18 protein-coding genes are annotated in these 26,363 nt (G+C 56.0%); 6 read left to right on the top strand and 12 right to left on the bottom strand.

All coding sequences use genetic code 11. From position 1 onward, the window contains the following. Positions 1-21: 21 nt before the first annotated feature. The 7 genes from rffG to trxA all read right to left on the bottom strand — a co-directional run bounded on the left by rffG (position 22) and on the right by trxA (position 8,142). Complete coding sequence (rffG, locus tag J5067_RS19760) at positions 22-1,095, bottom strand: dTDP-glucose 4,6-dehydratase (RefSeq protein WP_264651836.1); 1,074 nt, start codon at positions 1,093-1,095, stop codon at positions 22-24. Next, positions 1,086-2,348, bottom strand: a complete 1,263-nt coding sequence (gene wecC, locus J5067_RS19755; protein WP_264651835.1) for a UDP-N-acetyl-D-mannosamine dehydrogenase — start codon at positions 2,346-2,348, stop codon at positions 1,086-1,088. The genes rffG and wecC overlap by 10 nt, the downstream gene beginning before the upstream one ends. 38 nt (positions 2,349-2,386) lie before the next feature. Beyond that, positions 2,387-3,520: a non-hydrolyzing UDP-N-acetylglucosamine 2-epimerase gene (gene wecB / locus J5067_RS19750; RefSeq protein ID WP_264651834.1), complete on the bottom strand. Its 1,134-nt coding sequence runs from the start codon at positions 3,518-3,520 to the stop codon at positions 2,387-2,389. 52 nt (positions 3,521-3,572) lie between these two features. Further along, positions 3,573-4,670 carry an ECA polysaccharide chain length modulation protein gene (wzzE, locus tag J5067_RS19745; RefSeq protein ID WP_264651833.1) on the bottom strand — a complete coding sequence of 366 codons (1,098 nt, stop codon included), beginning with the start codon at positions 4,668-4,670 and terminating at the stop codon, positions 3,573-3,575. A 23-nt stretch (positions 4,671-4,693) separates the two neighbouring features. Next, positions 4,694-5,776: a UDP-N-acetylglucosamine--undecaprenyl-phosphate N-acetylglucosaminephosphotransferase gene (gene wecA, locus J5067_RS19740; protein ID WP_264645545.1), complete on the bottom strand. Its 1,083-nt coding sequence runs from the start codon at positions 5,774-5,776 to the stop codon at positions 4,694-4,696. Between the two features lie 309 nt (positions 5,777-6,085). After that, positions 6,086-7,345 carry a transcription termination factor Rho gene (rho, locus tag J5067_RS19735; RefSeq protein ID WP_010283881.1) on the bottom strand — a complete coding sequence of 420 codons (1,260 nt, stop codon included), beginning with the start codon at positions 7,343-7,345 and terminating at the stop codon, positions 6,086-6,088. Between the two features lie 470 nt (positions 7,346-7,815). Then, a complete protein-coding gene (trxA, locus tag J5067_RS19730) occupies positions 7,816-8,142 on the bottom strand; it encodes a thioredoxin TrxA (RefSeq protein WP_196908155.1) in 327 nt (108 codons plus the stop codon). A gap of 117 nt (positions 8,143-8,259) precedes the next feature. On the opposite strand from trxA, the gene rhlB reads away from it, so the two are divergent. Both rhlB and gppA read left to right on the top strand, forming a co-directional pair. Continuing rightward, positions 8,260-9,546, top strand: coding sequence for an ATP-dependent RNA helicase RhlB (gene rhlB, locus J5067_RS19725; RefSeq protein WP_264645544.1), 1,287 nt, complete (start codon positions 8,260-8,262; stop codon positions 9,544-9,546). Positions 9,547-9,552: 6 nt separating this feature from the next. Beyond that, the gene (gene gppA / locus J5067_RS19720; protein WP_264651832.1) at positions 9,553-11,049 is read left to right on the top strand and encodes a guanosine-5'-triphosphate,3'-diphosphate diphosphatase; all 1,497 of its coding nucleotides are present in this window, start codon (positions 9,553-9,555) and stop codon (positions 11,047-11,049) included. 8 nt (positions 11,050-11,057) lie between these two features. On the opposite strand, the gene rep is transcribed toward gppA, so the two are convergent. Next, a complete protein-coding gene (gene rep, locus J5067_RS19715) occupies positions 11,058-13,082 on the bottom strand; it encodes a DNA helicase Rep (RefSeq protein ID WP_264651831.1) in 2,025 nt (674 codons plus the stop codon). A 178-nt stretch (positions 13,083-13,260) separates the two neighbouring features. Here rep and ppiC point away from each other — a divergent pair, with 178 nt between their 5' ends. After that, positions 13,261-13,542 (top strand): peptidylprolyl isomerase PpiC, encoded by a 282-nt coding sequence (gene ppiC, locus J5067_RS19710; protein ID WP_264645541.1) that lies wholly within the window; start codon positions 13,261-13,263, stop codon positions 13,540-13,542. 62 nt (positions 13,543-13,604) lie between these two features. On the opposite strand, the gene putA is transcribed toward ppiC, so the two are convergent. Further along, the gene (gene putA / locus J5067_RS19705; protein ID WP_264651830.1) at positions 13,605-17,573 is read right to left on the bottom strand and encodes a trifunctional transcriptional regulator/proline dehydrogenase/L-glutamate gamma-semialdehyde dehydrogenase; all 3,969 of its coding nucleotides are present in this window, start codon (positions 17,571-17,573) and stop codon (positions 13,605-13,607) included. A 356-nt stretch (positions 17,574-17,929) separates the two neighbouring features. On the opposite strand from putA, the gene putP reads away from it, so the two are divergent. After that, positions 17,930-19,414: a sodium/proline symporter PutP gene (gene putP, locus J5067_RS19700; protein WP_264645539.1), complete on the top strand. Its 1,485-nt coding sequence runs from the start codon at positions 17,930-17,932 to the stop codon at positions 19,412-19,414. A gap of 79 nt (positions 19,415-19,493) precedes the next feature. On the opposite strand, the gene ilvC is transcribed toward putP, so the two are convergent. After that, entirely contained in the window at positions 19,494-20,972 is a 1,479-nt protein-coding gene (gene ilvC / locus J5067_RS19695; RefSeq protein ID WP_264645538.1) for a ketol-acid reductoisomerase, read from the bottom strand. A 162-nt stretch (positions 20,973-21,134) separates the two neighbouring features. Here ilvC and ilvY point away from each other — a divergent pair, with 162 nt between their 5' ends. Next, a complete protein-coding gene (gene ilvY, locus J5067_RS19690; protein ID WP_264645537.1) occupies positions 21,135-22,025 on the top strand; it encodes an HTH-type transcriptional activator IlvY in 891 nt (296 codons plus the stop codon). A gap of 4 nt (positions 22,026-22,029) precedes the next feature. Here the strand turns inward: ilvY and J5067_RS19685 are convergent, their stop codons facing one another. Then, on the bottom strand, positions 22,030-24,153 hold the full coding sequence (locus J5067_RS19685) for a TonB-dependent siderophore receptor (protein WP_264651920.1): 2,124 nt from the start codon (positions 24,151-24,153) through the stop codon (positions 22,030-22,032). Between the two features lie 622 nt (positions 24,154-24,775). Between J5067_RS19685 and J5067_RS19680 the strand changes: the two genes are divergently transcribed. Next, positions 24,776-25,546: a lysozyme inhibitor LprI family protein gene (locus J5067_RS19680; RefSeq protein WP_264645536.1), complete on the top strand. Its 771-nt coding sequence runs from the start codon at positions 24,776-24,778 to the stop codon at positions 25,544-25,546. Here the strand turns inward: J5067_RS19680 and J5067_RS19675 are convergent. Further along, positions 25,543-26,289, bottom strand: a complete 747-nt coding sequence (locus J5067_RS19675) for a DUF2461 domain-containing protein (RefSeq protein ID WP_264651919.1) — start codon at positions 26,287-26,289, stop codon at positions 25,543-25,545. The genes J5067_RS19680 and J5067_RS19675 overlap by 4 nt on opposite strands. Between the last annotated feature and the right edge of the window lie 74 nt (positions 26,290-26,363).

Here is a 26,363-nt window from a genome sequence, read left to right as displayed (position 1 = left end):
GGAGCGCGGCAAACACGTCGATTACGCGTCCAGCCCCAACCGTTCTCCGGTATAGGAGCCATCCTGCACGCTGCGCCACCAGGCTTCGTTATTCAGATACCACAATACCGTTTTACGCATACCGCTTTCGAACGTCTCCTGCGGTTTCCAATCCAGCTCCTGCGCCATTTTGCTGGCATCGATGGCGTAGCGCATGTCATGGCCGGGTCGGTCAGTCACATAGGTAATCAGATCGCGATAATGGGTGACACCCGCCGGTTTTTGCGGCGCCAGTTCTTCCAGCAGATCGCACAGGGTATGCACCACATCGAGGTTTTTACGCTCGTTATGGCCACCGATATTGTAAGTATCCCCGACCTCACCCGCCGTCACCACGCGGTAAAGCGCACGCGCATGATCTTCAACAAACAGCCAGTCGCGGATCTGCGCACCGTTGCCATACACCGGCAGCGGCTTAGCGGATAACGCGTTGAGGATCATCAGCGGAATCAATTTTTCCGGGAAGTGGTAAGGACCGTAGTTATTGGAGCAATTGGTGATGATGGTCGGCAGCCCATAGGTGCGCATCCAGGCGCGTACCAGATGGTCGCTGGAGGCTTTGGATGCGGAATACGGGCTGCTGGGTGCATACGGCGTGGTTTCGGTAAACAGACCGTCCGTGCCGTGCAGATCGCCAAACACTTCATCGGTAGAAATATGGTGGAAACGGAAGGCGGCTTTTTTCTCGTCATCCAGTGCGTTCCAATAGTGACGCGCCGCTTCCAGCATCTGATAGGTGCCGACGATATTGGTTTCAATAAACGCCGCCGGACCATCAATCGAGCGGTCAACGTGACTTTCTGCCGCCAGATGCATCACCAAATCCGGCTGATAAGCGGCAAAAACCCGATCCAACGCGGGACGATCGCAGATATCAACCTGCTCGAACGCGAAACGATCGCTGGTCGCCACCGGGGCCAATGACGCCAGATTACCGGCATAGGTCAACTTATCGACCACCACCACGCTGTCCTGCGTTTCCGTTACCAGATAGCGCACCAGCGCTGAGCCAATAAACCCTGCACCGCCTGTCACCAAAATACGTTTCAACGCCATACTCCTTTCGTGTCTACAATCCACTGTTGTTTTATCTTTTCAGGTTCTATCGCGCGGAATGCGCGGTGATCGACCAGCATCACGACCACATCCGCCTCACGCAGCGCCGTCGGCAATTCCGCCAACGTGACCAACCCGGTCAAACGGGGCGGCAACGCCGCCACATTGGGCTCCACGGCCAGCGTCGTGCCACTGTGCCACTGCGCAATCATCTCGGTAATCCCGACCGCCGGGCTTTCGCGCAAATCGTCAATATCTGGCTTAAAGGCCAGCCCAAAACAGGCGATGGTCACGTCGCTGGCGCGTTTGCCGCTCTGTACCAGACAATCCGCTACCGCCATTTTGACGCGATCGACCACCCACAGCGGCTTGCCGTCGTTCACCAATCGCGCCGTGTGTATCAAACGTGCCTGCTGCGGGTTTTGCGCCACGATAAACCACGGGTCTACCGCGATGCAATGACCGCCAACGCCGGGGCCAGGCTGAAGGATATTCACACGCGGGTGACGATTCGCCAGACGAATCAGCTCCCATACGTTGATACCCTGTTCGGCACAAATCAGCGACAGTTCGTTGGCAAAGGCGATATTCACGTCACGGAAGCTGTTTTCCGTCAGTTTACACATCTCGGCCGTGCGCGCATCGGTCTCCACGCACTCGCCTTCGAGAAAGATCTTGTACAACGCGCTGGCGTGCGCGGCACAGGCTGGCGTCATGCCGCCAATCACCCGGTCATTTTTCACCAACTCCACCACCACCTGACCGGGCAACACGCGCTCCGGACAGTAAGCGATATGGATATCGGCATCGTCCCCCGCGTGCTGCGGGAAGGTCAGATCGGGCCGCGCTTCGGCCAACCACGCCGCCATCTGCTCCGTTGCGCCAACCGGACAGGTGGACTCAAGCACCACCAGCGAGCCAGGTTGCAGCACCGGTGCAATCGACGCAGCCGCTGCCTGTACATAGCTCAAATCCGGTTCATGACCCTCTTTAAACGGCGTCGGCACGGCGATCAGGAAGGCGTCCGCCGCCTCGGGTTTGTGGGTTGCCGTCAAATAGCCGTTGTCCACGGCGGCCTTCACCATGGCTCCCAGATCGGGTTCGACAATATGAATCTCACCGCGATTAATGGTTTCCACCGCATGCCGGTTGACGTCCACACCAATCACCCGCTTTTTCCGTGAGGCAAACGCGGCCGCGGTCGGCAGACCGATATAGCCCAACCCAACCACCACTATTTTATTAATTGTCATTGCGTTAGTTGTCATGGTGTTCATTGTCATGGCGTTGCTCATTGTCGTGTGATCAAAGTGTTCTTCAGTGCGGCAATAATACGCTGACAGGCAGTGCCGTCACCGAACGGGTTATGCGCCCTGCTCATGGCCTGATATGCCGCATTGTCGGTCAACAGTTGCGACACTGCGTCCAGAATCGTCGCCACTTCGGTGCCAACCAGCCGCACCGTTCCCGCATCCACGGCTTCGGGCCGCTCTGTCGTTTCACGCATCACCAACACAGGCACGCCCAGCGAGGGCGCTTCTTCCTGAATGCCGCCAGAATCGGTCAAAATTAAGTACGACCGGTTCATCAGGTAAACAAACGGCAAGTACTCCTGCGGCGCGATCAGAAACACGTTATCAATACCGCTCAAAATACGGTTTACCGGCTCACGCACATTGGGGTTCAGGTGCACCGGATAGAGAATCTGCGCTTCCGGGTGGCGACGGGCAATGCTCGCCAGCGCCGTACAAATACGCTCGAAACCGTCGCCAAAGTTTTCACGACGATGCCCGGTGACCAGAATCAGTTTTTTATTCGCATCCAGAAAACCGTAGTGGGTATCCAAGGCGTGGCGCAATGTTTCATCGCCAAGAATTCGATCGCGCACCCAGAACAGCGCATCGATAACCGTATTTCCTGTCACCAGGATCTGCCGGTCGCCAAGATTTTCACGCAGCAGGTTATCACGCGCCCGCTCGGTTGGCGCAAAGTGGTAGGTTGCCAAATGGCCGGTCAGCTTACGGTTGGCCTCTTCAGGCCAGGGCGAGTAGAGATTGCCGGTGCGCAACCCGGCCTCCACATGCGCGACGGGAATACGCTGATACAGCGCCGCCAGGCTGGCGGCCATCGTGGTGGTGGTATCACCATGCACCAACACCAGGTCAGGTTTGAAGGCCGTTAATACGGGCTCCAATCCTTCCAGAATGCGACACGTGACCTCACTCAACCCTTGGCCCGGCTGCATAATGTTCAAATCATAATCCGGCGTAATAGCAAATAAACGCAGCACCTGATCCAGCATCTCCCGGTGCTGGGCTGTTACGCATATTTTCGATTCAAAGGCTTCATCTTGAGCCAGGGCATAAACCAGAGGGGCCATTTTAATGGCTTCTGGGCGGGTGCCGAAAATAGTCAACACTTTCACAATGAATCTCTTTCATCAGGTTAGGGGCTGCCCTTTCAGGCGGCGTAAACGGTCAATCCACCCGTCGCTGAGGTTTACAGCGAACCAGTGCAATACCCGCCCCGGTCAGTGCACCGATAGCGCCCCACATCACCATCAAGAACAGGCGACGCGGACTGTCTCGCTTCACCGGCTCCTCCGGCGTGCGCAGATAACGGTAGGTCTGCAATGCCGCGTCGAGCAGTGGCTCAACGCTCAATGTCGCCAACATGGCGCGGTTTTGGTCATAATCGATGTCGTAGCGCGGACCACTGGCCTGCAAGGACTCCAATTGCGCCTGCAACATCGGCCGCCCCAACAGGAAAAGCTCTGAGGGCGGCAATTCTTGTGCGGGGGTATCGGTCTGGCTGCGGCTGATCCCCTGCTGTTGCGCAATCTTCAACGCCATCTTCACGCTATTCAGGTCGCGATCGAAAATGGCCTGCGCGACCGCTTCCTGACGTTGGATCTGCGACTGCAAAAAGACCTTACGTGCCGCCCAGGCGCCGGTTAGCTCACCGTTAAGGTGTTGCGCTGCGCGCTGACTGGCAAACTCGATATATTGACGCAACAGCCGATTGGCGGCGGCCGCGTTGTCCACCGTCAGGCGCACGCTGTCAAAGGTCTTTTTGCCGTCGTCACGCGGGGTAAACTGGATATCGGCAATCAGCTCGTCCAGCAAGGCCGCGTCCGCTTTGGCATCACCTTCCTGATGCGATTTATAGTAGTCGCTCTGTAGCCAGAAATCGCGCCGGGTATCATACGCGGCAACCTGCATGACAAACTCGTCGTAAACCTTGGCTGACACCGACAGCGGCTCGGGCGGCAGCGACGCGAAGGCTTTGGCATCCAGATTGCGCAAAAACTGCTGTTGCGGATAATAACCGCCCAACCGCGTGACGCCGGGCCGATCGGTTATTGCCGTGGCGCTCCACTCCTGGCGTGCAAGATAGGAATACCCTAACGCCATCAGTGCGAAAGCCAGCGCCACGCCAGCAATCCAGAATTTGCCTCGCCACAACGCACCGCACAGGCCGCGAATATCCAGTTCATTCTCGATACCGGCACCCGCAGTATCAACGCGGTGATGGGCTTCGCCAGAGGCTCCGTTAGCAGGGTTTTCGTGTTTCATTACTTCCCCAAAGTGATGTGGTTTCAAGTTGAGTGTCGACGATCGTCGCTACGGCGCGTTCGACGCTTGATGCGTTTCAGAAAGCGCGCCACGCGCCATGCCCGTTTCAGGCAGTAGTCATAAAGCCCAAAGGCCAGTAAAAACAGCACCAACATGGCCCATTCGGGAATGAAAGAGAAATACTCTCCGGCCATGCCGATGCCCGCCAACAGCACCGCTGCTGCGGTGATCAGCACAAAAGCCTGATGCGGGGTAAATCCGGCGCGCATCAGTAAGTGATGGATATGCTGGCGATCCGGCGCGAAAGGGCTCATCCCTCGGCGCAAGCGACGGTACATGATGGCCACCATGTCCATCAGCGGAATGGCGATCAGCCACAGTGCGGTTACCGGGTTAATCGGATGGTATTTGCCTTGGGTGGATTGCATCAGGATCCAGATGGCGGTGAACCCTATCATGGTGCTGCCTGCATCGCCCATAAACACTTTATAGCGGCGGCCAAAGAAACCGAGATTGAGCAAGATGTACGGCAGCGTGGCGGCAATCATGGCAAAGCACCACAGCGCCAGATTGTGGTGACCGTAACCGTAGAGCAGGATACCCATCGCGCCGAACGACACCACGGAAAGCCCACCGAGCAGCCCGTCGATGCCATCGACCATGTTAAACGCGTTAATCGCCGCCCAGACGGCAAACAGCGTCACCAGATAGCTCAACGGCCCCAGCACCATATCCCACGGGCCAAACAGCTCCCCCAGGTTGCGCAATGAGAGATGCGCGAACACCATCATGGCAATGGCAACCAGCGCCTGAACCAGCGCACGAATTTTGACACTGATATCAAAGCGATCGTCCAACGCCCCGACAAACACCAGAATTCCGGCACACAGCAGGTAAAAGCGGAAATGGGGAATGTAGTAGTCGGTTATCAGGAAGGTAAAGCACAGGCCAGCATAGACGGAAATGCCCCCCACCAACGGGATCAGCCCCTGGTGACGTTTACGCTGATTGGGACGATCGACAAGACCGAGCGGCCTCGCCACGCGACGGGCCAGGAATAGAAAAGCCAAAGAAAACAAGAAAATAAATAATAACTCTAGACGCATAGCGAGTAAGTTTACCGTTTATGGCTACAAGCCGCCGCAGGCTGCCACGGCGAAGCAGGGTTCGCCATAACAGGGCCGTTCACCACAACATCATTATGCGGCCGACGGTATCGCGCGGGCATGCACAGGGCAAGCGCGAGCGAAGAGGTTATGATGACGCCTTCAAATCAGTGCGTACCATAACGGAAAGCATGACGCCGGGACATCCTAGAATACTCTGGAAAAACACCCTGTAGTGTAAAGGTCGGTAAGTTCCTAAAAAAAAAACGCCACGACCCGCGTGGCGTTTTCCCCGAGAACACTGCCGGCTTATGAACGCTTCATCATGTCGAAGAATTCATCGTTGGTTTTGGTCATTGCCAACTTGTTGATCAGGAACTCCATCGCATCGATCTCGCCCATTGGGTGAATGATTTTGCGCAGGATCCACATTTTTTGCAGTTCTTCGGAGGTGGTGAGCAGCTCTTCTTTACGGGTACCGGAACGGTTGTAGTCGATAGCCGGGAACACACGCTTCTCAGCGATTTTACGCGCCAGATGCAGTTCCATGTTACCTGTACCTTTAAACTCTTCGTAAATCACTTCGTCCATCTTCGAGCCGGTATCTACCAGCGCAGTGGCGATAATGGTCAGGCTACCGCCCTCTTCCACGTTACGCGCAGCACCAAAGAAGCGTTTCGGGCGGTGCAGGGCGTTGGCGTCCACACCACCGGTCAGCACTTTGCCAGACGCCGGTACCACGGTGTTGTAGGCGCGCGCCAGACGGGTGATGGAGTCTAGCAGGATGATAACGTCTTTTTTGTGCTCGACCAGGCGCTTGGCCTTTTCAATCACCATTTCGGCAACCTGAACGTGACGAGAAGCAGGCTCATCAAAGGTAGACGCCACCACTTCCCCTTTCACCAAACGTTGCATCTCGGTCACTTCTTCCGGACGTTCGTCGATAAGCAGCACCATCAGCACGCAGTCAGGGTGGTTATACGCAATGCTCTGCGCAATATTTTGCAGCAGCATGGTTTTACCGGCTTTCGGCGGTGCCACGATCAAACCACGTTGACCACGGCCAATCGGCGATGCCAAATCCAATACGCGTGCTGTCAGATCTTCTGTTGAACCATTACCGCGTTCCATGCGCAAACGTGAGTTGGCGTGCAGCGGGGTGAGGTTTTCGAACAGGATCTTGTTGCGGGCGTTTTCAGGTTTGTCGTAGTTAACTTCGTTGACTTTCAGCAAGGCAAAATAGCGTTCCCCTTCTTTGGGAGGACGAATCTTGCCTGAAATGGTGTCACCAGTACGAAGATTAAAACGGCGGATTTGGCTGGGAGAAACGTAGATATCATCAGGGCCGGCGAGGTAGGAGCTGTCTGCGGAGCGGAGGAAACCGAAACCATCCTGCAAGATTTCCAGCACGCCATCGCCGAAAATATCTTCGCCACTTTTTGCATGCTGCTTCAAAATGGCGAAAATAATATCCTGCTTGCGCATACGAGCCTGGTTTTCCAGCCCCATGTTTTCGCCAAGAGTAATTAACTCAGAAACTGGCGTATTCTTTAATTCGGTAAGATTCATAGTGGTGGGTTCTTAAACTCGGGGTAAATCTCGAACAATTAACGTGAATGGGATGGCAAGGGTCACCGTGCCACTATCATATACCGCCCTCAATCACACCATTCCGTTTGGCTTGATACGTGAACGTGTTACACGTTGACCACGCAAGCCCGATACAAAACGACGGCAAGAGATCGAAGACACCTGAAACCAATTAATGTAATGCTTTAGATTGCCTGACCACGCTACGGATTCTTATGCCGTGTTTGTGCGATTTGTTGTCACGAACGGGCAGCGTTAAGGTATAGACAGCGAGTAATGCTATAGATTCAAACTTTCAGGCTTAAGCCTGCGAGGCTTAAACATAGGCAAGTACGATATGCAGTAATGATGAATCTAGCACGCTTCATGACGTGCGGCAAGCGGTCAATACGAGAAATCCTCACTGACCGCTTTGTGCGATGAAATAGCGTTGATAAACCTATCAGGCATTACAGATTGGTGTTCAAAAACTCTTTCAACTGGCCTTTGGACAACGCGCCGACTTTGGTTGCCGCCACTTCGCCGTTCTTGAACAGCAGCAGGGTCGGGATGCCGCGAATGCCGTATTTCGGCGCAGTCGCCGGATTTTCATCAATATTCAGCTTGGCAACGGTGATGCGACCTTCGAATTCATCAGCGATTTCATCGAGAATGGGAGCGATCATTTTGCAGGGACCACACCATTCGGCCCAAAAATCAACCAGTGTTGCCCCTTCGGCCTGCAACACGTCCGTTTCGAAGCTGTCGTCTGTCAGGTGAATAATTTTATCGCTCATTTTTTACTCCGCAGGATTATCTTTAGCGAGTTGGTGTAGCATTAACCAACAAAGCTTGACTTTATTTCACTGTATACGCTTTCGTAAAGCAATAGTTAGCTGATATTCTACCACACTATGAGCAAAACACACTTGACCGAACAGAAGTTTTCCGACTTCGCGCTGCACCCGCAGGTAATCAAAGCCCTTGAAAGCAAAGGGTTTTATAACTGCACGCCCATCCAGGCACTCGCACTACCTCTCGCCCTTGATGGCCGGGACGTCGCGGGTCAGGCGCAAACCGGAACGGGCAAGACGCTGGCATTTCTGGCGTCTACTTTCCACTATCTTTTGTCGCACCCTGCTTCGGCAGAGCGTCAAACCAACCAGCCGCGCGCGCTGATCATGGCTCCCACTCGCGAGTTGGCGGTGCAAATCCACGCGGATGCACAGGCGCTGGCCGAATCGACGGGCATGAAACTGGGTCTGGCTTACGGCGGAGACGGCTACGATAAGCAGCTTAAAGTGCTGGAGCAGGGTGTTGATATCCTGATCGGTACCACGGGCCGTTTGATCGACTACGCCAAGCAGAATCATATTAACCTTGGTGCCATTCAGGTTGTGGTGCTGGATGAAGCCGACAGAATGTACGATCTGGGCTTTATCAAAGATATTCGCTGGCTGTTCCGCCGCATGCCGCCTGTGACGCAGCGTCTGAACATGCTGTTCTCCGCCACACTGTCATACCGGGTGCGCGAGTTGGCGTTCGAACAGATGAACAACGCCGAGTACGTTGAAGTGGAGCCGGAGCAGAAAACCGGGCACCGCATCAAGGAAGAGCTGTTCTATCCGTCAAACGAAGAGAAGATGCGCCTGCTGCAAACGCTGCTGGAAGAAGAGTGGCCGGATCGCTGCATCATTTTCGCCAACACCAAGCACCGCTGCGAAGATATCTGGGGCCATCTGGCTGCGGACGGACATCGCGTGGGTCTGCTGACCGGCGACGTGGCGCAGAAAAAACGCCTGCGCATTCTGGATGACTTCACGCAGGGCAACCTGGACATTCTGGTCGCCACCGACGTTGCGGCGCGCGGTCTGCACATTCCTGCCGTCACCCACGTATTCAACTATGACTTGCCGGACGATTGCGAAGACTACGTGCACCGCATTGGTCGTACCGGACGTGCGGGCGCCAGCGGTTTTTCCATCAGCCTGGCCTGTGAAGAGTATGCGCTGAACCTGCCGGCCATTGAGCAATACACGGGCCATTCAATCCCGGTTAGCAAATACGATAGCGATGCGCTGATGACCGATCTGCCTGCGCCGAAGCGCTTGCCCCGCACGCGTACCAGCAGTGGCCCGCGTCGCAGTGGCCCGCCACGTCGTAGCGGCGCACCGCGCAGCAACCGTAAAAGACCGAGTTAAGCATCCATGCTAAATGCTTCCTCGCTGTATGCGGCGATCGATCTGGGCTCGAACAGCTTCCATATGTTGGTGGTGCGTGAGAGCGCTGGCAGCATTCAGACGCTGGCGCGCATTAAACGTAAAGTGCGTTTGGCGGCAGGACTGGATCGCGATAACCGCTTGTCACAGGAAGCCATGCAGCGCGGCTGGCAGTGCTTACGCCTGTTCTCCGAACGCTTGCAGGATATCCCTCAGACACAAACCCGCGTTGTCGCCACGGCGACCCTGCGGCTTGCCACCAACGCCGATGAGTTTCTGGCACAGGCGCAGCAGATTCTGGGCTTGCCGATTCAAGTCATTAGCGGTGAAGAGGAGGCGCGCCTGATTTATCAGGGCGTGGCCCATACCACCGGTGGCCCGGAAAAACGTCTGGTGGTGGATATCGGCGGCGGCAGTACCGAGCTGGCGACCGGAACCGCGGCGCAGGCCACGCAGTTACTCAGTTTGCCAATGGGATGCGTGACCTGGCTGGAACGTTATTTCAGCGATCGCACCCTGACGGCAGAAAATTTTGCCCGCGCGGAGCAGGCGGCGGGTGACATGATACGCCCCGTGGCAGCCCAACTGCGTGCACAGGGTTGGCAAGTGTGCGTGGGCGCATCCGGCACCGTACAAGCGTTGCAGGAGATTATGGTGGCGGCTGGCATGGACGAGCACATCACGCTCGACAAGCTGCGTGCCCTAAAACAACATGCCATTGCCTGCCATAAGCTGGAAGAGCTGGAAATTGACGGCCTGACGCTGGAGCGGGCGCTGGTGTTCCCCAGCGGGCTGTCCATTCTGTTAGCCATTTTCCAGGAACTTGACATTCAGAGTATGACGCTGGCCGGTGGCGCACTGCGTGAAGGCCTGGTATACGGGATGCTGCACCTGCCCGTAGAGCAAGATATTCGCCAGCGCACGCTGCTCAATCTGCAACGTCGCTATTTGTTGGACGGCGAACAGGGCCAGCGCGTCAGCGCGTTGACCGACAATTTTTTGCACCAGTTGGCGCAGGATTGGCCGTTGGATCATCGATGTCGCGAGTTGCTGCACAGCGCCGGTTTTCTGCATGAAATCGGTCTGGCCATTGATTTTCGCAATGCTCCGCAACACGCCGCCTATCTTATTCGCAACAGCGATCTTCCCGGTTTTACTCCGGCACAGAAAAAACTGCTGGCTATTCTGGTGTTAAATCAGAGTGGTGCGCTCGATCTTCAGTCATTGAATCAGCAAAACGCCGTGCCCGCGCTGCCTGCGCAGCGCTTATGCCGTTTGTTGCGACTGGCGATTATTTTCGCCAGCCGCCGCCGTGATGACACCTTGCCTGACAGCATCTTGCGCGCAAGCGGCGATACCCTGCATATCCAGCTACCCGCTGGCTGGCTGGCCGCACATCCCCTGCGTGCAGAAGCGTTGGAGCAAGAGAGCCGTTGGCAAGGCTATGCCCACTGGCCGCTGGTGATTGAGGAAGCCGCGCAGTAACCGCGGCGCTACTCCTTGTCGCGCGCCTGCGCCAACTGTGCGCGCAGGTTCGCCAAATGGTTTTGCCCCTTTTGCATCCGCTCTTGTGCGCTGACCACTTTGCGTGCCGTTTCCCATTGCAGATCGTCCTGCGGCAGTTCCAGCAAGAAACGGCTGGGCTCTGGCCGCATCAGTTCGCCGTACTGGCGACGCTCTTTGCACAGGGTAAAAACCAGCTCACGTTGCGCCCGCGTGATGCCGACATAGGCCAGACGACGCTCTTCATCGACATTATCTTCATCAATGCTGCTCTGGTGCGGCAGTAACCCCTCTTCCATCCCCACCAGATACACATAGGGGAACTCCAGCCCTTTGGAGGCGTGCAACGTCATCAGTTGCACCTGATCCACATCTTCTTCACTTTCACCGCGCTCCATCATGTCGCGTAGGGTGAAACGCGTGACCACCTGCGTCAGCGTCATCGGTTCATCGAGATCCGAGCCTGCCAGCATTTCCGTCATCCAGCTAAACAGCTGATTGACATTTTTCATCCGCATTTCCGCCGCTTTCGGGCTGGTTGAGGTTTCATACAGCCAGCTTTCATAATCCAGCCCGTGAATCAAATCGCGCACCGCCGCCACCGTTTCCCGCTCAGCCTGCTGGGCAATTTCCCGCATCCAGTGAGTGAAGCGTTGCAGCGAGGAGAGCCCACGGCCAGACAGGTGCGCCTCCAACCCTAAATCAAAACTGGCGGTGAACAGGCTTTTGTTGCGCACATTGGCCCACTCTCCCAGTTTCTGTAGCGTAGCAGGGCCGATTTCTCGCTTAGGGGTGTTGACGATGCGCAGAAAGGCGCTGTCGTCATCCGCGTTGGTCAACACCCGCAGATAGGCCAACAGGTCCTTGATTTCCGGACGAGAAAAGAAGGAAGTCCCGCCGGAGATGCGATAGGGGATGCGGTTTTGCATCAGCATCTTTTCAAACAGCCGCGACTGATGGTTGCCACGATAGAGGATGGCATAGTCGCTGTACTGCGTCTTGTTGATAAAGTGATGAGCAATCAGTTCGCCCACCACCCGTTCCGCCTCGTGGTCTTCGTTGTTGGCGGTGATCACCTTCAGTTCACTGCCGTAACCCAATTCTGAAAAGAGCTTTTTTTCAAATACGTGTGGGTTATTGGCGATCAGGATATTGGCCGCTTTGAGAATACGGCCCGAGGAGCGGTAATTTTGCTCCAGCTTGATCACTTCAAGCTGGGGGAAATCCTGTGAGAGCAGCACCAGGTTTTGCGGGCGGGCACCGCGCCAGGAGTAGATAGATTGATCGTCATCGCCGACCACGGTAAAGCGCGCACGCGCACCGACCAGCAGTTTAATCAGCTCATACTGGCTGGTGTTGGTGTCCTGATACTCATCCACCAGCAGGTAGCGCAAGCGGTTTTGCCAGCGCTCACGGACCTCTTCGTTGCGCTTGAACAGCAACGTCGGCAACAGGATCAGATCGTCGAAATCCAGCACGTTACAGGCACGCAAATGGTCGTGATACAGGCCATAGCAGTGCGCAAACAGCTTATCGCGCTCCGACTGCGCCGATGCCGCCGCCTGAAGCGGGTCCATCAGATCGTTTTTCCAGTTGGAAATGGTGGAGGTCAATTGCTGTAGCTGGGTTTTATCCCCTTCCAGCCAGGTTTCCGTCAGTTCATTGAGCAGTGCAGCCTGATCCTGATCGTCAAACAGCGAGAAGTTCGCCTTCATGCCCAACGCCGCGTATTCCCGTTTGATCACCTCCAGCCCCAAGGTGTGGAAGGTGGCGATAAGCAGCCCGCGCGTCTCCTTGCGCCCCAAGGTTTGCGCCACGCGCGCTTTCATTTCGCGCGCCGCCTTGTTGGTAAAGGTCACTGCCGCGATATGGCGCGCCTGATAGCCGCACTGGCGGATCAGGTGAGCAATCTTGTTGGTGATAACGCGCGTTTTACCTGATCCTGCGCCAGCCAGCACCAGACAAGGACCAGTGACAGATTCGACAGCATGTTGTTGACTGGGATTCAGGCGCATGACGTTCAGCTCGCAATAAAAACGGAAGCCGATTGTAGCAGAAAGCCACGCGGATCTTGATGGCCGGATTCGCCTTTACCGATCCACATCAGGCAGGCATCGTGCTACATTGCCAGCCATCGGCGTCGGCGTGAGGCCAGTTCAATTCACGCTTCTCAATCACATGATAGGTATTCCCATGGCGAAAACGGCATCTGCACTGCATATTCTGGTCGATACGGAACAACAGGCGAATGATCTACTGGACCAATTGGCCCAAGGGGCAGACTTTCAGCAGTTAGCTAAAAAGCACTCCACCTGCCCGTCCAAACGGGATGGCGGCAATCTGGGCGAGTTTCGTCAAGGCGATATGGTCCCTCCTTTCGACAAGGCGGTATTTTCCTGCGATCTGCTGAAACCCTTTGGACCGGTAAAAACCCAGTTCGGCTACCACATCATCAAGGTGCTGTACCGTAACTAAGCGTTTTGGCAACAGAGCGTGCTGTATTGTTGCGCCGCGCACACTGCGCGGCGCGTACCCTGTTATGACTCCGCCATCATCAGCAGGCTGGCATTTCCTCCCGCTGCCGCCGTATTCACGCTGAGCACACGTTCATGCCATAAACGCTCCAGCGGCAGGGTGTCACTGCCGGGCTCACACCCGAGCAAAGGAACAATCGCTCCCTCCCATTGCGCGAGCTGCTGGCCAACCTGACGCAGCATGTCGCTATCGCCGTGGCAGATAACCGCGCCAATCTGCTCACCGTCCTGTTGCCATTCCGGCGTAAAGCGAATGCGGCGCTGTACTTCCTGCGGCAAGCTGCGGGCAAGTTCACGTAACGCTGCGCTGTCAGGCCATAACGCGTTACTGCCCACGGCCAGCAGCGCCGCCAACTGGCGCAGAATATCGTCACTCTCCTGCGCCAAACACAGCACGTTCTCGCGCGGCGTCAGCATATAGGTATTGCGTTCGCCGGTGGGGCCCGGCAGCGGGCGTATCACTCCGCTGACGGCCCCCCAGGCGCGGTAGCACTGCGCCGCCGCGAACAGAGTCTGCCGCCCTTGTTGTTGCGCCCAATCAACCAGTAGCGCAAACCCCGCGCGTTCGGGCGTCGTCGCCAATGTGGCATTCACGCCCAACGCGCTGCTCGCCGCACTGGAGAGGCCGGGCGGCGTTCTCTGCAAGCGCGGCAGATAGAGCGGCCCACCCGCTTTCGGTCCAGTACCGGATAGCCCTTCGCCCCCGAACGGCTGAACCCCCACCACGGCCCCCACCATATTGCGGTTGACGTATTGGTTACCCACATGCGTCCGCTGCGTGATACGCGAAATGGTTTCATCAATCCGCGAATGGATGCCCAGCGTGAGTCCATAACCCAGGGCGTTGATCTCCTCAATCAAGGTATCCAGCCCTTCGCGGGCATAACGCACCACGTGCAGCACCGGACCAAAGATCTCTTGTTGCAAGCGGGTCACGTGGTCCAACTCAATCAGCGTTGGCAACACAAAGGTACCCTGTCGCCATGAGGCCACGCACGCCTGCGCACCGAAAGCCGCCTGAAACACCGAATGCCCTTCCGCTTGCATCAGGTGAATATGTTGCTCGATCCGTTCGCGCGCCTCATCATCAATCACCGGGCCGCAGTCCGTTGCCAGCCTGTCGGGATTGCCTACGCGGAACTGCGCCATGGCGCCACGCAGCATGATCAGGGTCGCCTCCGCGATGTCATCCTGAAGACAGAGCAGGCGCAGTGCTGAGCAACGCTGCCCTGCGCTGTCAAAGGCGGAGGCCATGACATCGCTGACCACCTGCTCGGTCAGCGCGGACGAGTCGACAATCATGGCATTCATCCCACCGGTTTCAGCGATCAGCACCGCAGGTCGCCCGTGCGCATCCAGCCGGTCTGCCAGCGTGCGCTGCAAGCTTTTGGCAACCACCGTGGAGCCGGTAAACAGCACACCATTGATGCGCACATCGCGCACCAGCGCCGCGCCGACACGTTCTCCAGCGCCGGGCAGCAGTTGCAGCACATCAGGCGCAATGCCAGCCTGATGCAGCAGTTGCACCGCCAACGCGGCAACCAGCGGCGTTTGCTCCGCCGGTTTTGCCAGTACCGCATTCCCCGCCGCCAGCGCGGCAGCAACCTGCCCGGTAAAAATCGCCAGCGGGAAGTTCCACGGACTAATGCAAACCACTACGCCCAATGGGCAAGCCTGTTCCGACGACACCGCAGCAGACTGCTGCGCGTAATAGCGCAAAAAATCCACCGCTTCGCGTATTTCGGCAATAGCATTTGGCACGGTTTTTCCCGCTTCCCGCACCAGCAGCCCGATGAACTGTGGATAGGCCGCTTCCAGCAGGCTGGCGGCGCGTTGCAGGCTGGCAACCCGCTGCGGGAGCGATGCCGTCGAGAACCGTTCTGCCGCTTGCACCGCACGGCCCAGCGCAATGCGTACATCTTCGTCGCTGGCATCACGTACGTACCCCACGATATCGTGCTGTTGGGCCGGATTGAGCACTGGCCGAGCTGCCAGCGGCGATGTCGCATCGACCATCATCGGTGCCGCATGCCGTACCTGCGCGGCGTCGGCGCTTAAGGCCGCCGCGAGCATTTCCAGGCGGCGTTCATCGGTCAGGTCTACGCCTTGCGCATTGCAACGCTCTGCGCCGTAGAGCTTAGCGGGCAAAGGAATTCGCGGATGCGGGCAGCCGGGAGCCCCCTCTTTGTAAGCCAGCGCCTGTACTTCAGCTATTGGGCTGGCAACCAGTTGCTCCAGCGGGACCTCGGCATCCGCAATGCGGTTGACAAACGAGGTGTTGGCACCGTTTTCCAATAAACGTCGCACCAGATAAGCCAGCAAGGTTTCATGGGTGCCGACCGGGGCATAAATCCGGCAGGGGCGCGCCAGCTTGCCTTGTTCTTCGGGACCGACGACCTGCGAATAAAGCGCCTCGCCCATACCGTGCAGGCATTGAAATTCATATTGCCCCGGGTAATAACCGTCACCCGCCAGCGTATACACGGCGCTCAGGGTTTGGGCATTGTGGGTGGCGAACTGCGGGTAAATGGCATCCGGTGCCGCCAGCAGTTGGCGGGCACAGGCCAGATAAGCGACATCGGTATAGACTTTGCGGGTATAGACGGGATAATCCTCCAAACCGTCCATTTGCGTGCGTTTGATTTCACTGTCCCAGTAGGCCCCTTTCACCAACCGCACCATCAGGCGTCGTTGGGTACGCTGTGCCAGATCAATAAGGAAATCAATCACAAACGGGCAGCGTTTCTGGTAGGCCTGCACCACAAAACCGATCCCTTTCCACCCCGCCAGCGCCGGCTCATGGCACAACCGCTCCAGCAGATCGAGGGAGATCTCCAACCGCTCCGCTTCTTCAGCATCAATATTAATGCCGATATCGTACTGCATCGCCTGCAACGTCAGCGCCAGCAAACGGGGATAGAGCACTTCCATAACGCGGTCATACTGCGCGCGGCTGTAACGCGGGTGCAGCGCCGACAGCTTGATAGAGATGCCCGGCCCCTGATACACCCCGCGTCCCTGCGACGCCCTGCCGATCGCATGAATCGCCTGCTGATAGGCGTTGAGGTAGGCCTCAGCGTCCTGCGCGGTAAGGGCTGCTTCGCCCAACATGTCATAGGAATAGCGAAATCCCTGCTGCTCCAGGTGCTCCGCGTTGGACAGTGCCTCATCGATGGTTTCGCCGGTAACGAACTGCTCCCCCATCAGGCGCATCACGCGGTCCATTCCCAGGCGAATGACCGGCTCGCCCCCTTTGTTGATCAGTTGCTTCAGGGTGTGCGCCAAACGCGTTTCACTGTGCGTCGCCACCAGCTTTCCGGTCAGCAACAGCCCCCAGGTCGCCGCATTGACGAACAGTGATTGCCCTTTCCCCACGTGGGAATGCCAGTCTCCGCTGCTGATCTTGTCACGGATCAGCGCATTGCGCGTTGAGGCATCGGGAATGCGCAGCAACGCTTCCGCCAGACACATCAACGCAATCCCCTCTGAGGATGACAGGGAGAAGGCTTGTAGCAAACTTTGCACCCGCCCCGCTCGCCCGTGGGTTTGCTGTTCACGCCGCAGCGTCTGCGCCAGTCGATAGGCCAGCGCCTGCACCGCCGGGGCCATCGGAGCCATCGGCTCCACCCGTTCGAGCAGTAACGGCACCATCTCGCCCTCGGAACGGCGGTATGCTGCGGTGATGGCATCACGCAGCGGTGAACGGGGTAACAGCGTTTGCGTGAAATCTAAAAACGGTTGATAGCTTCCTTCCTGACGAGATTGCGGCATAATCTCCGGCGCGCGCTGGAATGCCTTACTCTGCTCAGACGTGATGTCAGGTGCCTTGCCATCGCGTTCAACGGTGTCGAGGTAACAAAAAATGGCGTGCTCAATCAACCAATGCGATGTGCGATCAAGGCGCTGCGCTGTACGTTCGATACGATTGCGGGTCGCATCGTCAAGCTTTACCGCTATAGTGGAGAATCCCATCGTTTCACTCCAGTGAAGCCAAGATAATCATCGATAGTGAGGGATCGGATAACGTTGATTTGTTGAAGGTATGCCTTCGAAGCTTGGCCGCCGTTATCGGATTATGCAACCTGGTTTTTGCGAGTTGCCATAAGATGCAATGCAGTTAACAAGTGTATAACATCGGCGTGGCTGGGAAATATAACAAATCGTTAACGCTTTGCATTATAAGAAAAAACAGGCTGCACGAGGGATGCGCAATCGTGCAGACTGCGCTTTACCTGACGTCGTTCCCGTCAGGCTAGACCAACAATATGATTTGCCTTTATGCCCTAGCATGATGGGGACAGACAGGGCGCTTTAACTTGGAGATTCTAATGACAATGAGTACACCCATGCTGGTGACCTTTCTGGTGTATATCTTCGGAATGGTCTTGATCGGCTTGGCCGCTTATCGCTCAACCACCACCCTTGGCGACTATATCCTGGGTGGACGACGGATGGGCAGCGTGGTCACGGCACTTTCAGCGGGGGCTTCTGACATGAGCGGCTGGCTGCTGATGGGATTGCCGGGCGCAATATTTATTTCCGGCATTTCTGAAAGCTGGATCGCTATCGGGCTGACTATCGGCGCTTACCTCAACTGGCGCTGGGTTGCAGGTCGTCTGCGCGTTCACACTGAAGTGAACCACAACGCACTGACCTTGCCGGATTATTTCACCCACCGTTTCGAAGACACCAGAAAAATCCTGAGGGTCATTGCGGCCTTGATTATTCTGGTGTTTTTTACCATCTACTGCGCTTCTGGCATCGTTGCCGGTGCCCGTTTGTTCGAAAGCACCTTTGGCATGAGTTACACCACCTCATTGTGGGCCGGCGCGGCAGCCACCATCGCCTATACCTTTATCGGTGGCTATCTGGCGGTCAGTTGGACGGATACGGTACAGGCCACGCTGATGATTTTCGCCCTGATCCTGACGCCGGTGATGGTGATTCTGGCGCTGGATGGCATCGATACCTCTCTGCTGGTTATCGCGGCGAAAAACCCGGCCAATCTGAATATGTTTAAAGGGCTGGATATTATTGCCATTATCTCGCTGCTGGGCTGGGGTCTGGGCTATTTTGGACAGCCGCACATTCTGGCGCGCTTTATGGCAGCGGATTCCCACCACACTATTCGCAGCGCACGCCGTATCAGCATGACCTGGATGATCCTGTGCCTCGCAGGTGCCGTGAGCGTGGGCTTCTTCGGTATCGCCTACTTTAGCAATCATCCGGAACAGGCGGGCAACGTGACGCACAACGCCGAGCGGGTGTTTATCGAGCTTTCCATGCTGCTGTTCAATCCGTGGATCGCCGGTATCTTGCTTTCCGCTATCCTCGCCGCCGTGATGAGCACCCTGAGCTGCCAGTTGCTGGTCTGTTCCAGTGCCATTACCGAAGACTTGTACCGCCCGTTCTTCCGCCCAGGAGCCACACAGCGTGAACTGGTTTGGGTAGGCCGTATGATGGTGTTGCTGATTGCCATTATTTCGATTGTGTTGGCCGCCAACCCGGAAAACCGCGTGTTAGGACTGGTCAGCTACGCCTGGGCCGGTTTTGGTGCGGCGTTTGGTCCGGTGATCCTGATTTCCCTGCTGTGGCCGCGCATGACGCGTAACGGCGCGCTGGTCGGTATGCTGATAGGGGCTGCCACGGTGATTATCTGGAAACAGTATGCCTGGTTTAATCTGTATGAAATTATCCCCGGCTTCCTCTTTGCCAGCCTGGCGATCTTTATCGTGAGTCTGATGGGACGTGCGCCATCCAAAGCCGTCACCGATCGCTTCCAACTGGCAGAAGCCCAGTTCCAGAGCCGCTAAGGAACGACGTAGCTTCACGCATAAAAAAGGCGCAACCCTGGGTTGCGCCTTTTTTCATTGACTGAGTAATACGTTGGTTTTAGCCTGCAACCGCAATGCGTTTCATGTCTTTCATGTAGCCACGCAGTTTCTGACCAACCGCTTCGATCGGGTGGTTGCGGATCGCGTCATTAACGTCACGCAGCTGCGCATTGTCAACGCTGCTGGCCGCCACCGGTTTGCCGATGTCACCCGCTTGCAGTGAAGCCATGAATGTCTCTTTCAGCAACGGTACGGCGGCATTAGCGAACAGGTAGTTACCGTATTCTGCGGTATCAGAGATAACCACGTTCATTTCATACAGACGCTTACGTGCAATGGTGTTCGCGATCAGCGGCAGTTCGTGCAGCGATTCGTAGTAAGCGGATTCTTCGATGATGCCCGCGCTTACCATGGTTTCAAACGCCAGTTCTACACCGGCTTTAACCATAGCGATCATCAGTACGCCGTTGTCGAAGTACTCTTGCTCTGCGATTTTACCGTCGAACTGCGGAGCATTTTCAAACGCGGAATTACCGGTTTCTTCACGCCAGGTCAGCAGTTTAATGTCGTCGTTGGCCCAATCTTCCATCATGCCGCCGGAGAACGCGCCGGAGATGATGTCATCCATGTGTTTCTGGAACAGCGGTGCCATGATGGTTTTCAACTGCTCAGACAGCGCGTAAGCACGCAGTTTCGCCGGGTTAGACAGGCGATCCATCATCAGCGTGATGCCGCCCTGCTTCAGCGCTTCGGTGATGGTTTCCCAGCCGAACTGAATCAGTTTTTCCGCGTAGGCGGGATCGGTGCCTTCAGCAACCAGTTTGTCAAAGCTCAGCAAGGAACCAGCCTGCAACATACCGCACAGGATGGTCTGCTCGCCCATCAGGTCAGATTTTACTTCAGCAACGAAAGACGATTGCAGAACCCCCGCGCGGTGACCGCCGGTAGCTGCTGCCCAGGCCTTGGCAATCGCCATGCCTTCACCTTTCGGATCGTTTTCCGGGTGAACCGCGATCAGCGTCGGAACGCCAAAGCCGCGTTTGTACTCTTCACGCACTTCGGTGCCCGGACATTTCGGCGCCACCATCACCACGGTGATGTCTTTACGGATCTGCTCCCCCACTTCAACGATGTTGAAGCCGTGAGAGTAACCCAGCGATGCACCCTGCTTCATCAGCGGTTGAACGGCCTGAACCACAGCGGAGTGCTGCTTGTCCGGCGTCAGGTTCACCACCAGATCTGCCTGCGGGATCAGGTCTTCATAGGTGCCGACTTTGAAGCCGTTTTCTGTCGCTTTACGCCATGACGCACGTTTTTCCGCGATCGCTTCTGCACGCAGCGCATAGGCGATATCCAGCCCGGAATCACGCATATTCAAACCCTGGTTCAGCCCTTGCGCGCCGCAACCGACGATCACCACTTTTTTGCCTTTCAGGTAGTTCGCTTCGTCTGCGAATTCTTCACGTCCCATGAAACGACATACACCCAATTGCGCCAACTGCTGACGCAGGTTCAAAGTGTTGAAATAGTTAGCCATGCACAACTCCGTTTAATCTGTTAATTGCGAGTGTTCAGAAGAGGTTTCCTGTCAGGGAAGCCTTAATGCCCTCATGATATGACAGGAAAAGTATTGCTTAAATTGATATATTAACAACATGACATTGCAATAACTGCAAGATGAAAATGAGGCCGCGCGCACATGGATTTACGAGATTTAAAACTGTTTCTGCACCTGTGTGACAGCCGCCATTTCGGGCGCACCGCCAAAGCCATGCACCTGAGTCCGTCAACCTTGTCACGCCAAATCCAACGACTGGAGGAGGATGTCGGGCAAACCCTGTTTTTGCGCGACAACCGCACGGTGCAACTGACCGATGCCGGTGAGCAATTGAAGCAGTTTGCTCAGCAGACGCTGCTGCACTACGAGCAGCTGCGCCACGCCATTGGGCAACGTGGGCCCTCATTGAGCGGCGAGCTACGCATTTTCTGTTCCGTGACCGCCGCCTACAGTCATTTGCCGCCAATCCTCGACCGTTTCCGCGCCCAGCATCCGCTGGTCGAAATCAAGCTGACGACCGGCGATGCCGCAGATGCGGTGGAAAAAGTGCAGTCCAATGAAGCCGATCTCGGCATCGCGGGCCACCCGGAAACGTTGCCCACCACCATTGATTTTATGCCTATCGGCAAGATCCCGCTGGTACTGATTGCCCCGGCGCTGGCATCACCGGTGCAAGCGATGGTACGGCAACCCAATCCAGACTGGGCACAGATTCCGTTTATTTTGCCCGAGCACGGCCCGGTGCGAAAACGCATTGATGTCTGGTTCCGCCGTCACCACATCGTCAATCCGCTGATTTACGCCACGGTGTCCGGGCACGAGGCAATGGTGTCGATGGTGGCACTCGGCTGCGGCATCGCGCTGATCCCGGACGTGGTGCTGGAAAACAGCCCGGAGCCAGTGCGCAACCGCGTTTCGGTATTGCTGGAGCAAGCGATGGAACCGTTTGAACTCGGCGTATGCGTGCAGAAAAAGCGACTCAATGAGCCCTTGATTGCCGCGTTTTGGCATACCTTGCAGGACAACGTTTGAGGGTTTACCAGCGGTAGCTGACGGTGGCGATAATCGAGCGTCCAACGCCGTAGAAGCAGGCTTCGTTATTACTGCAAGACGCCACATAATGCTTATCGGTCAGGTTGTTGACATTGATCTGCAACACCGCCCCTTTCCACTGTGACGAGGCTACGCCCAAATCATAGCTCACCATCGCGTCATACAGGATGTAGTGCGGCACGCTGAAACTCTCCTTGTTATCGCCATAGCTGCTGCCGATGTAGCGCACGCCGGTTCCCAGCGCCAGCCCGGCCAACGGGCCGTTGTGAACCAAGTAGGTACCCCAGGCGGAGGCCATATGGCGTGGCGTCGCCGCTGGCCTGTTCCCTGCTGGCGTACTCGCATTGGTGCTCTCCTTGGTTTCCGCCTCCGTGTAACTGTACGCCGACATCAGGCTCAGCGCTGGCGTTATTTGGGTACCTAGCTCCGCTTCAGCGCCACGTGACTCGACTTTGCCAATTTGCTCGTTGAACTTGAGTTTGCTGTTCCACGACGTGATATTTTTCTGCGTAATATCGAACAGCGATAGCGTTAACAAGGTGTCGCTGCCCACCGGCTGAAACTTCATCCCCACTTCAGTCTGCTCGCCGGTTGTCGGCTTAAAGGGTGGTGAACCCGGAATGCCGCTGTCCAGGTTGGGCTCAAACGAGGTGCTGTAACTGATATAAGGCGAGAAACCATTCTCAAACGCATACAGCAGCGCCGCACGGCCGGTGAAATCGTCATCATTCGACTGCCTTTTGGCATTATTGAGTGTGCGCTCGTAGGTGCGTATTTCCGTCCAGTCATGTCGCCCGGAGAGCAGCAGGTTCCACTGCTGCCACACCGCCTGATCCTGCACATAGAGTCCAACCTGATCGAGCTTTTTAAACGCGCTGCGCGCGAGGGGCAAGTCGCTGTCATTTTCCAGATAAGCCCCACCATAGCGCGGATGAGCCCAGTCAAAATTGTACTTATCGCCGGTCTTGCGCCAGAAGTTGGCATTGCGCTTCTGCCATTTGTAATCCAAACCGGCCAGCAGAGTATGGTTCACCGTGTGAGTCGCGAAGCTCGCTTTTAATTGGTTGTCGATCCCTAATTCGTCAGCATCAATGTTTTCGCGTTGCTGGTTACGCATTAGCGTAGTATCCGTGGCGCTGCCACCGGTGCTATACACCAAATATTTATAGTTATCATGCAACTGTGAATAACGCAGATTCTGTTGCACTGAGATCGCCTTGTTAAAGGAGTGCTCGAAAATATAACCGAGCGCCACCTGCTCACGCGTTGAGTGATAGTAATTGGGATCGCTGACATTCAGCGTGTAAGGAATATAGCCAGCGTTGGTAGCAAACACCGTGCCGTAGGCGGGCAAGAAGTTACGAAAACCCGCTTCAGGGTCGTATTGGTAACTGGTCAGTACGGTCAGGCTGGTGTCTGCATTGGGCAGCCACGTCAGCGCGGGGGCAATCGCCATGCGCTGTTGCCGGGCATCGTTGACAAATTGCTGCCGGGTGCTGGCGATGACGTTCAAGCGATACAACAGCGCGCTGTCCTCGTTCAGCACACCGCCGAAATCAAACGCCGCTTCACCCAAGCGTTTATTGCCTGCGCTAACTTGTAGGTGGCGGATGTTTTCTGCCGTGGGGCGTTTGCTGGTCATAATGACCGTGCCGCCAGGATCGACCTGACCATACATGACAGAGGCCGGGCCACGAATCAGCTCAACGCGTTCTAACAACCAGGGGTCAATCTTTCCAATGCCGGCACCTTGCCCGATCAAACCAAAACTCAGCCCATCCAGAAATTTAGGCGCATAGCGAAAACCGCGCACAATGGTTTCATCACTCCGGTTGGAGGAACCCCGGTAATTTGGCAGCACACTGGCAGAGTAATTAAACGCATCGGAGACGGACATCACCCGTTGCTTATCCATTTGCGCACGCGTAACCACGGTGATCGACTGTGGCGTCGTTACCAACGGCGTTTGTGTTTTCGTACCGGCGGCACTCTGTTTCGCAATCATTCCACCCGTGGGGAGCGTGGTATTTTGCTCGCCCTGTGCAATGACCACCATCACATCAGCGTTGCCAGTCACCGTTTCAGCGGCCAGCGTTTGCGCTGCCATCACGAGTGATGATGCAACACCCAGTACCGTGACATAACCGAAAAAGAATTGCCCAACGAGGTAAAATTTCCTTTTATTTTCAGACACGTTTCCATCCTTTACTGCAATAGTATCTTTGTGCGACATAAAGAAGCCAACATATTCCTGGCTAATAATGCACCAAAAAAGAGTATTTCAAATGCAAACTCGTCTCAATCGCATTTATGCAATTGCATTAATTTTTCTTAGTTTGCATTTAACGTTACGCTGTAAAAATGAAAGGGATTCACCCTTAGGACGATCTATGGCTCCAGCCTTGCCGTCACGAACCGGTTCCTGATTTCCGGTGAAGGTGAACCGCGAGATGTATCACTATCGCAGGAAATGCCACCAGACATACCTGATGAGACAGAATCACTCGGGCCAACACCCGATACGATTAGTGAATAGCTTAACGTCAGTCCACCGTCACGAATATCAGTTTTCGATTCTGGATGGGACGCTATTTGGCAACACCTTAGGCAACAGGAGGAGATAGCGTTAAACGGTCACGGCCATCTGCGTTGGCGTACTGCACTGGCGAAGGAACGCAGATGGCTGTATAACAAACACTAATTGCTCAAGGAATGAAACAGGATCCCCTATGAAGCTCTCTGTGTTCTCTGCCGTGGCGGCATTGGCGGCTTGCGCGTTTGTGCCTCATGCACAGGCTGTCTCGTTCGACTGCGCCAATGCCACCAGCGCGCAGGAAAAGCAGATTTGCCAGAGCCCACTGCTCGGCCAGTTGGATGATGAACTGGCGCAGGAGTGGAAGACCGCACGATCGGCGCTGACCACCTATACGCAGAGTCAGCCCTTTGAACAGGCACTGAACCTGTTTCAACGTAGCTGGCTCACCACCCGTAACCAATGCCAGGATGAGGATTGTCTGCGCCAGCGCTATCAGCAGCAGCTCAACCGACTGCGCTACCTCAATCAGGTGGCCCAGCACGCGTTACCGACGCCCATTACCCCGATCAAAACCACCGGGTGTTTCCACGGGGCGTTCAGCTACGAGGATTATTTGCAGGATCTCACCAAGGAAGAGTACGACAACCTCGGCAGTTATTTTCAGGAAATGTACGACCAGAAAGCGCCCTATAATGCGGTCGGTTTGGATATGACGCAGGAGAAAGGGAAAATCAGCGGCAACATTTCCGTCGCGTTCCGCTACGCCAACCGGCTGGATGACGGTGAGTTCACCGCCCGCCAGATGAGCGATACGCAGGCGATTGGCCGCCGGGAAAGCAGCTTTGGCGGCACCACCAAGATCCTGTTTACCTGCGTGAGCGACGACGAAATTCGCATCTCAACGTTCGATACGCAGGGCGAAAGCTATCTGTTCAACATGGTGATGACGCGGCAAAAGCTTTAACGTTCAAAACGCGCTGACGGCGGGAAGCTCGACCAGCTTCCTTCCTGTTGTTCAGGCGTCAGCCGCTTCATACTCTCAATGCCCATCAGATAGCGATACAGCGGCTCCAGTTGGCGAAAACCCTGTGTCAGCGTAGTGACCAAATCCGCTGAAAACAATGCATCCATATCTTGCCGCGTGGTCATGGCAGCGAAGGATTTGCGGTTGTACCAGGTCGCCAATTCCGCAGGCTGATCTTTGACCAGCGGGCGCTTGTAACTTTCACCTTCCAGGGTAAACGTGGGTTCCAGACACGCAGCCATCGCCAAAAACGCCTGCGGGCTGTCGCGCAGCGTCTGGCGAAACAGTTCCATGGTATCGCGCGTGGCGCTGTAGTACCCCAACCCGTAACGCCAGAAATCGGGGCCAATTTCGAAAAAGTACACCGGCGCATCCGTCCAGTCTTTGCGCGGACGTTTGAACGTCAGCCACATCTGACTGCGGTAGCGGGATTTATCGTGAGAAAAACGGGTATCGCGATGGATACGCGACAGGGTTTTACCAATAGCAGGACGAATTTCAAACTGATCGTCGATCGGTAGCATCGTCAGGCCCACATCCTCGACCAACGCGCGGAACGGGGCAACCAGCGTCTCATCGTATATTGCGCGGTTGTCGTCAAACCACTCTTTGCTGTTTTCCTGCCGAACTTGCTGAAGAAAGGTGAGGCTCTGCTGCGAGAAACCGGTGAACGTCGTCATGATGGTCTGCCATTGCTAATCCCTTGAATGGCAACCACGATAGCGCGCCCGGCGGTGAAATTCCACCGTCGGGCACA

It is taken from the genome of Candidatus Symbiopectobacterium sp. NZEC151, from assembly GCF_025962655.1.
In the GTDB taxonomy this organism is placed as follows: domain Bacteria; phylum Pseudomonadota; class Gammaproteobacteria; order Enterobacterales; family Enterobacteriaceae; genus Symbiopectobacterium.
The sequence above is the reverse complement of the archived record's forward strand: the minus strand, read 5'-3'. Positions and strand labels throughout refer to the sequence as shown.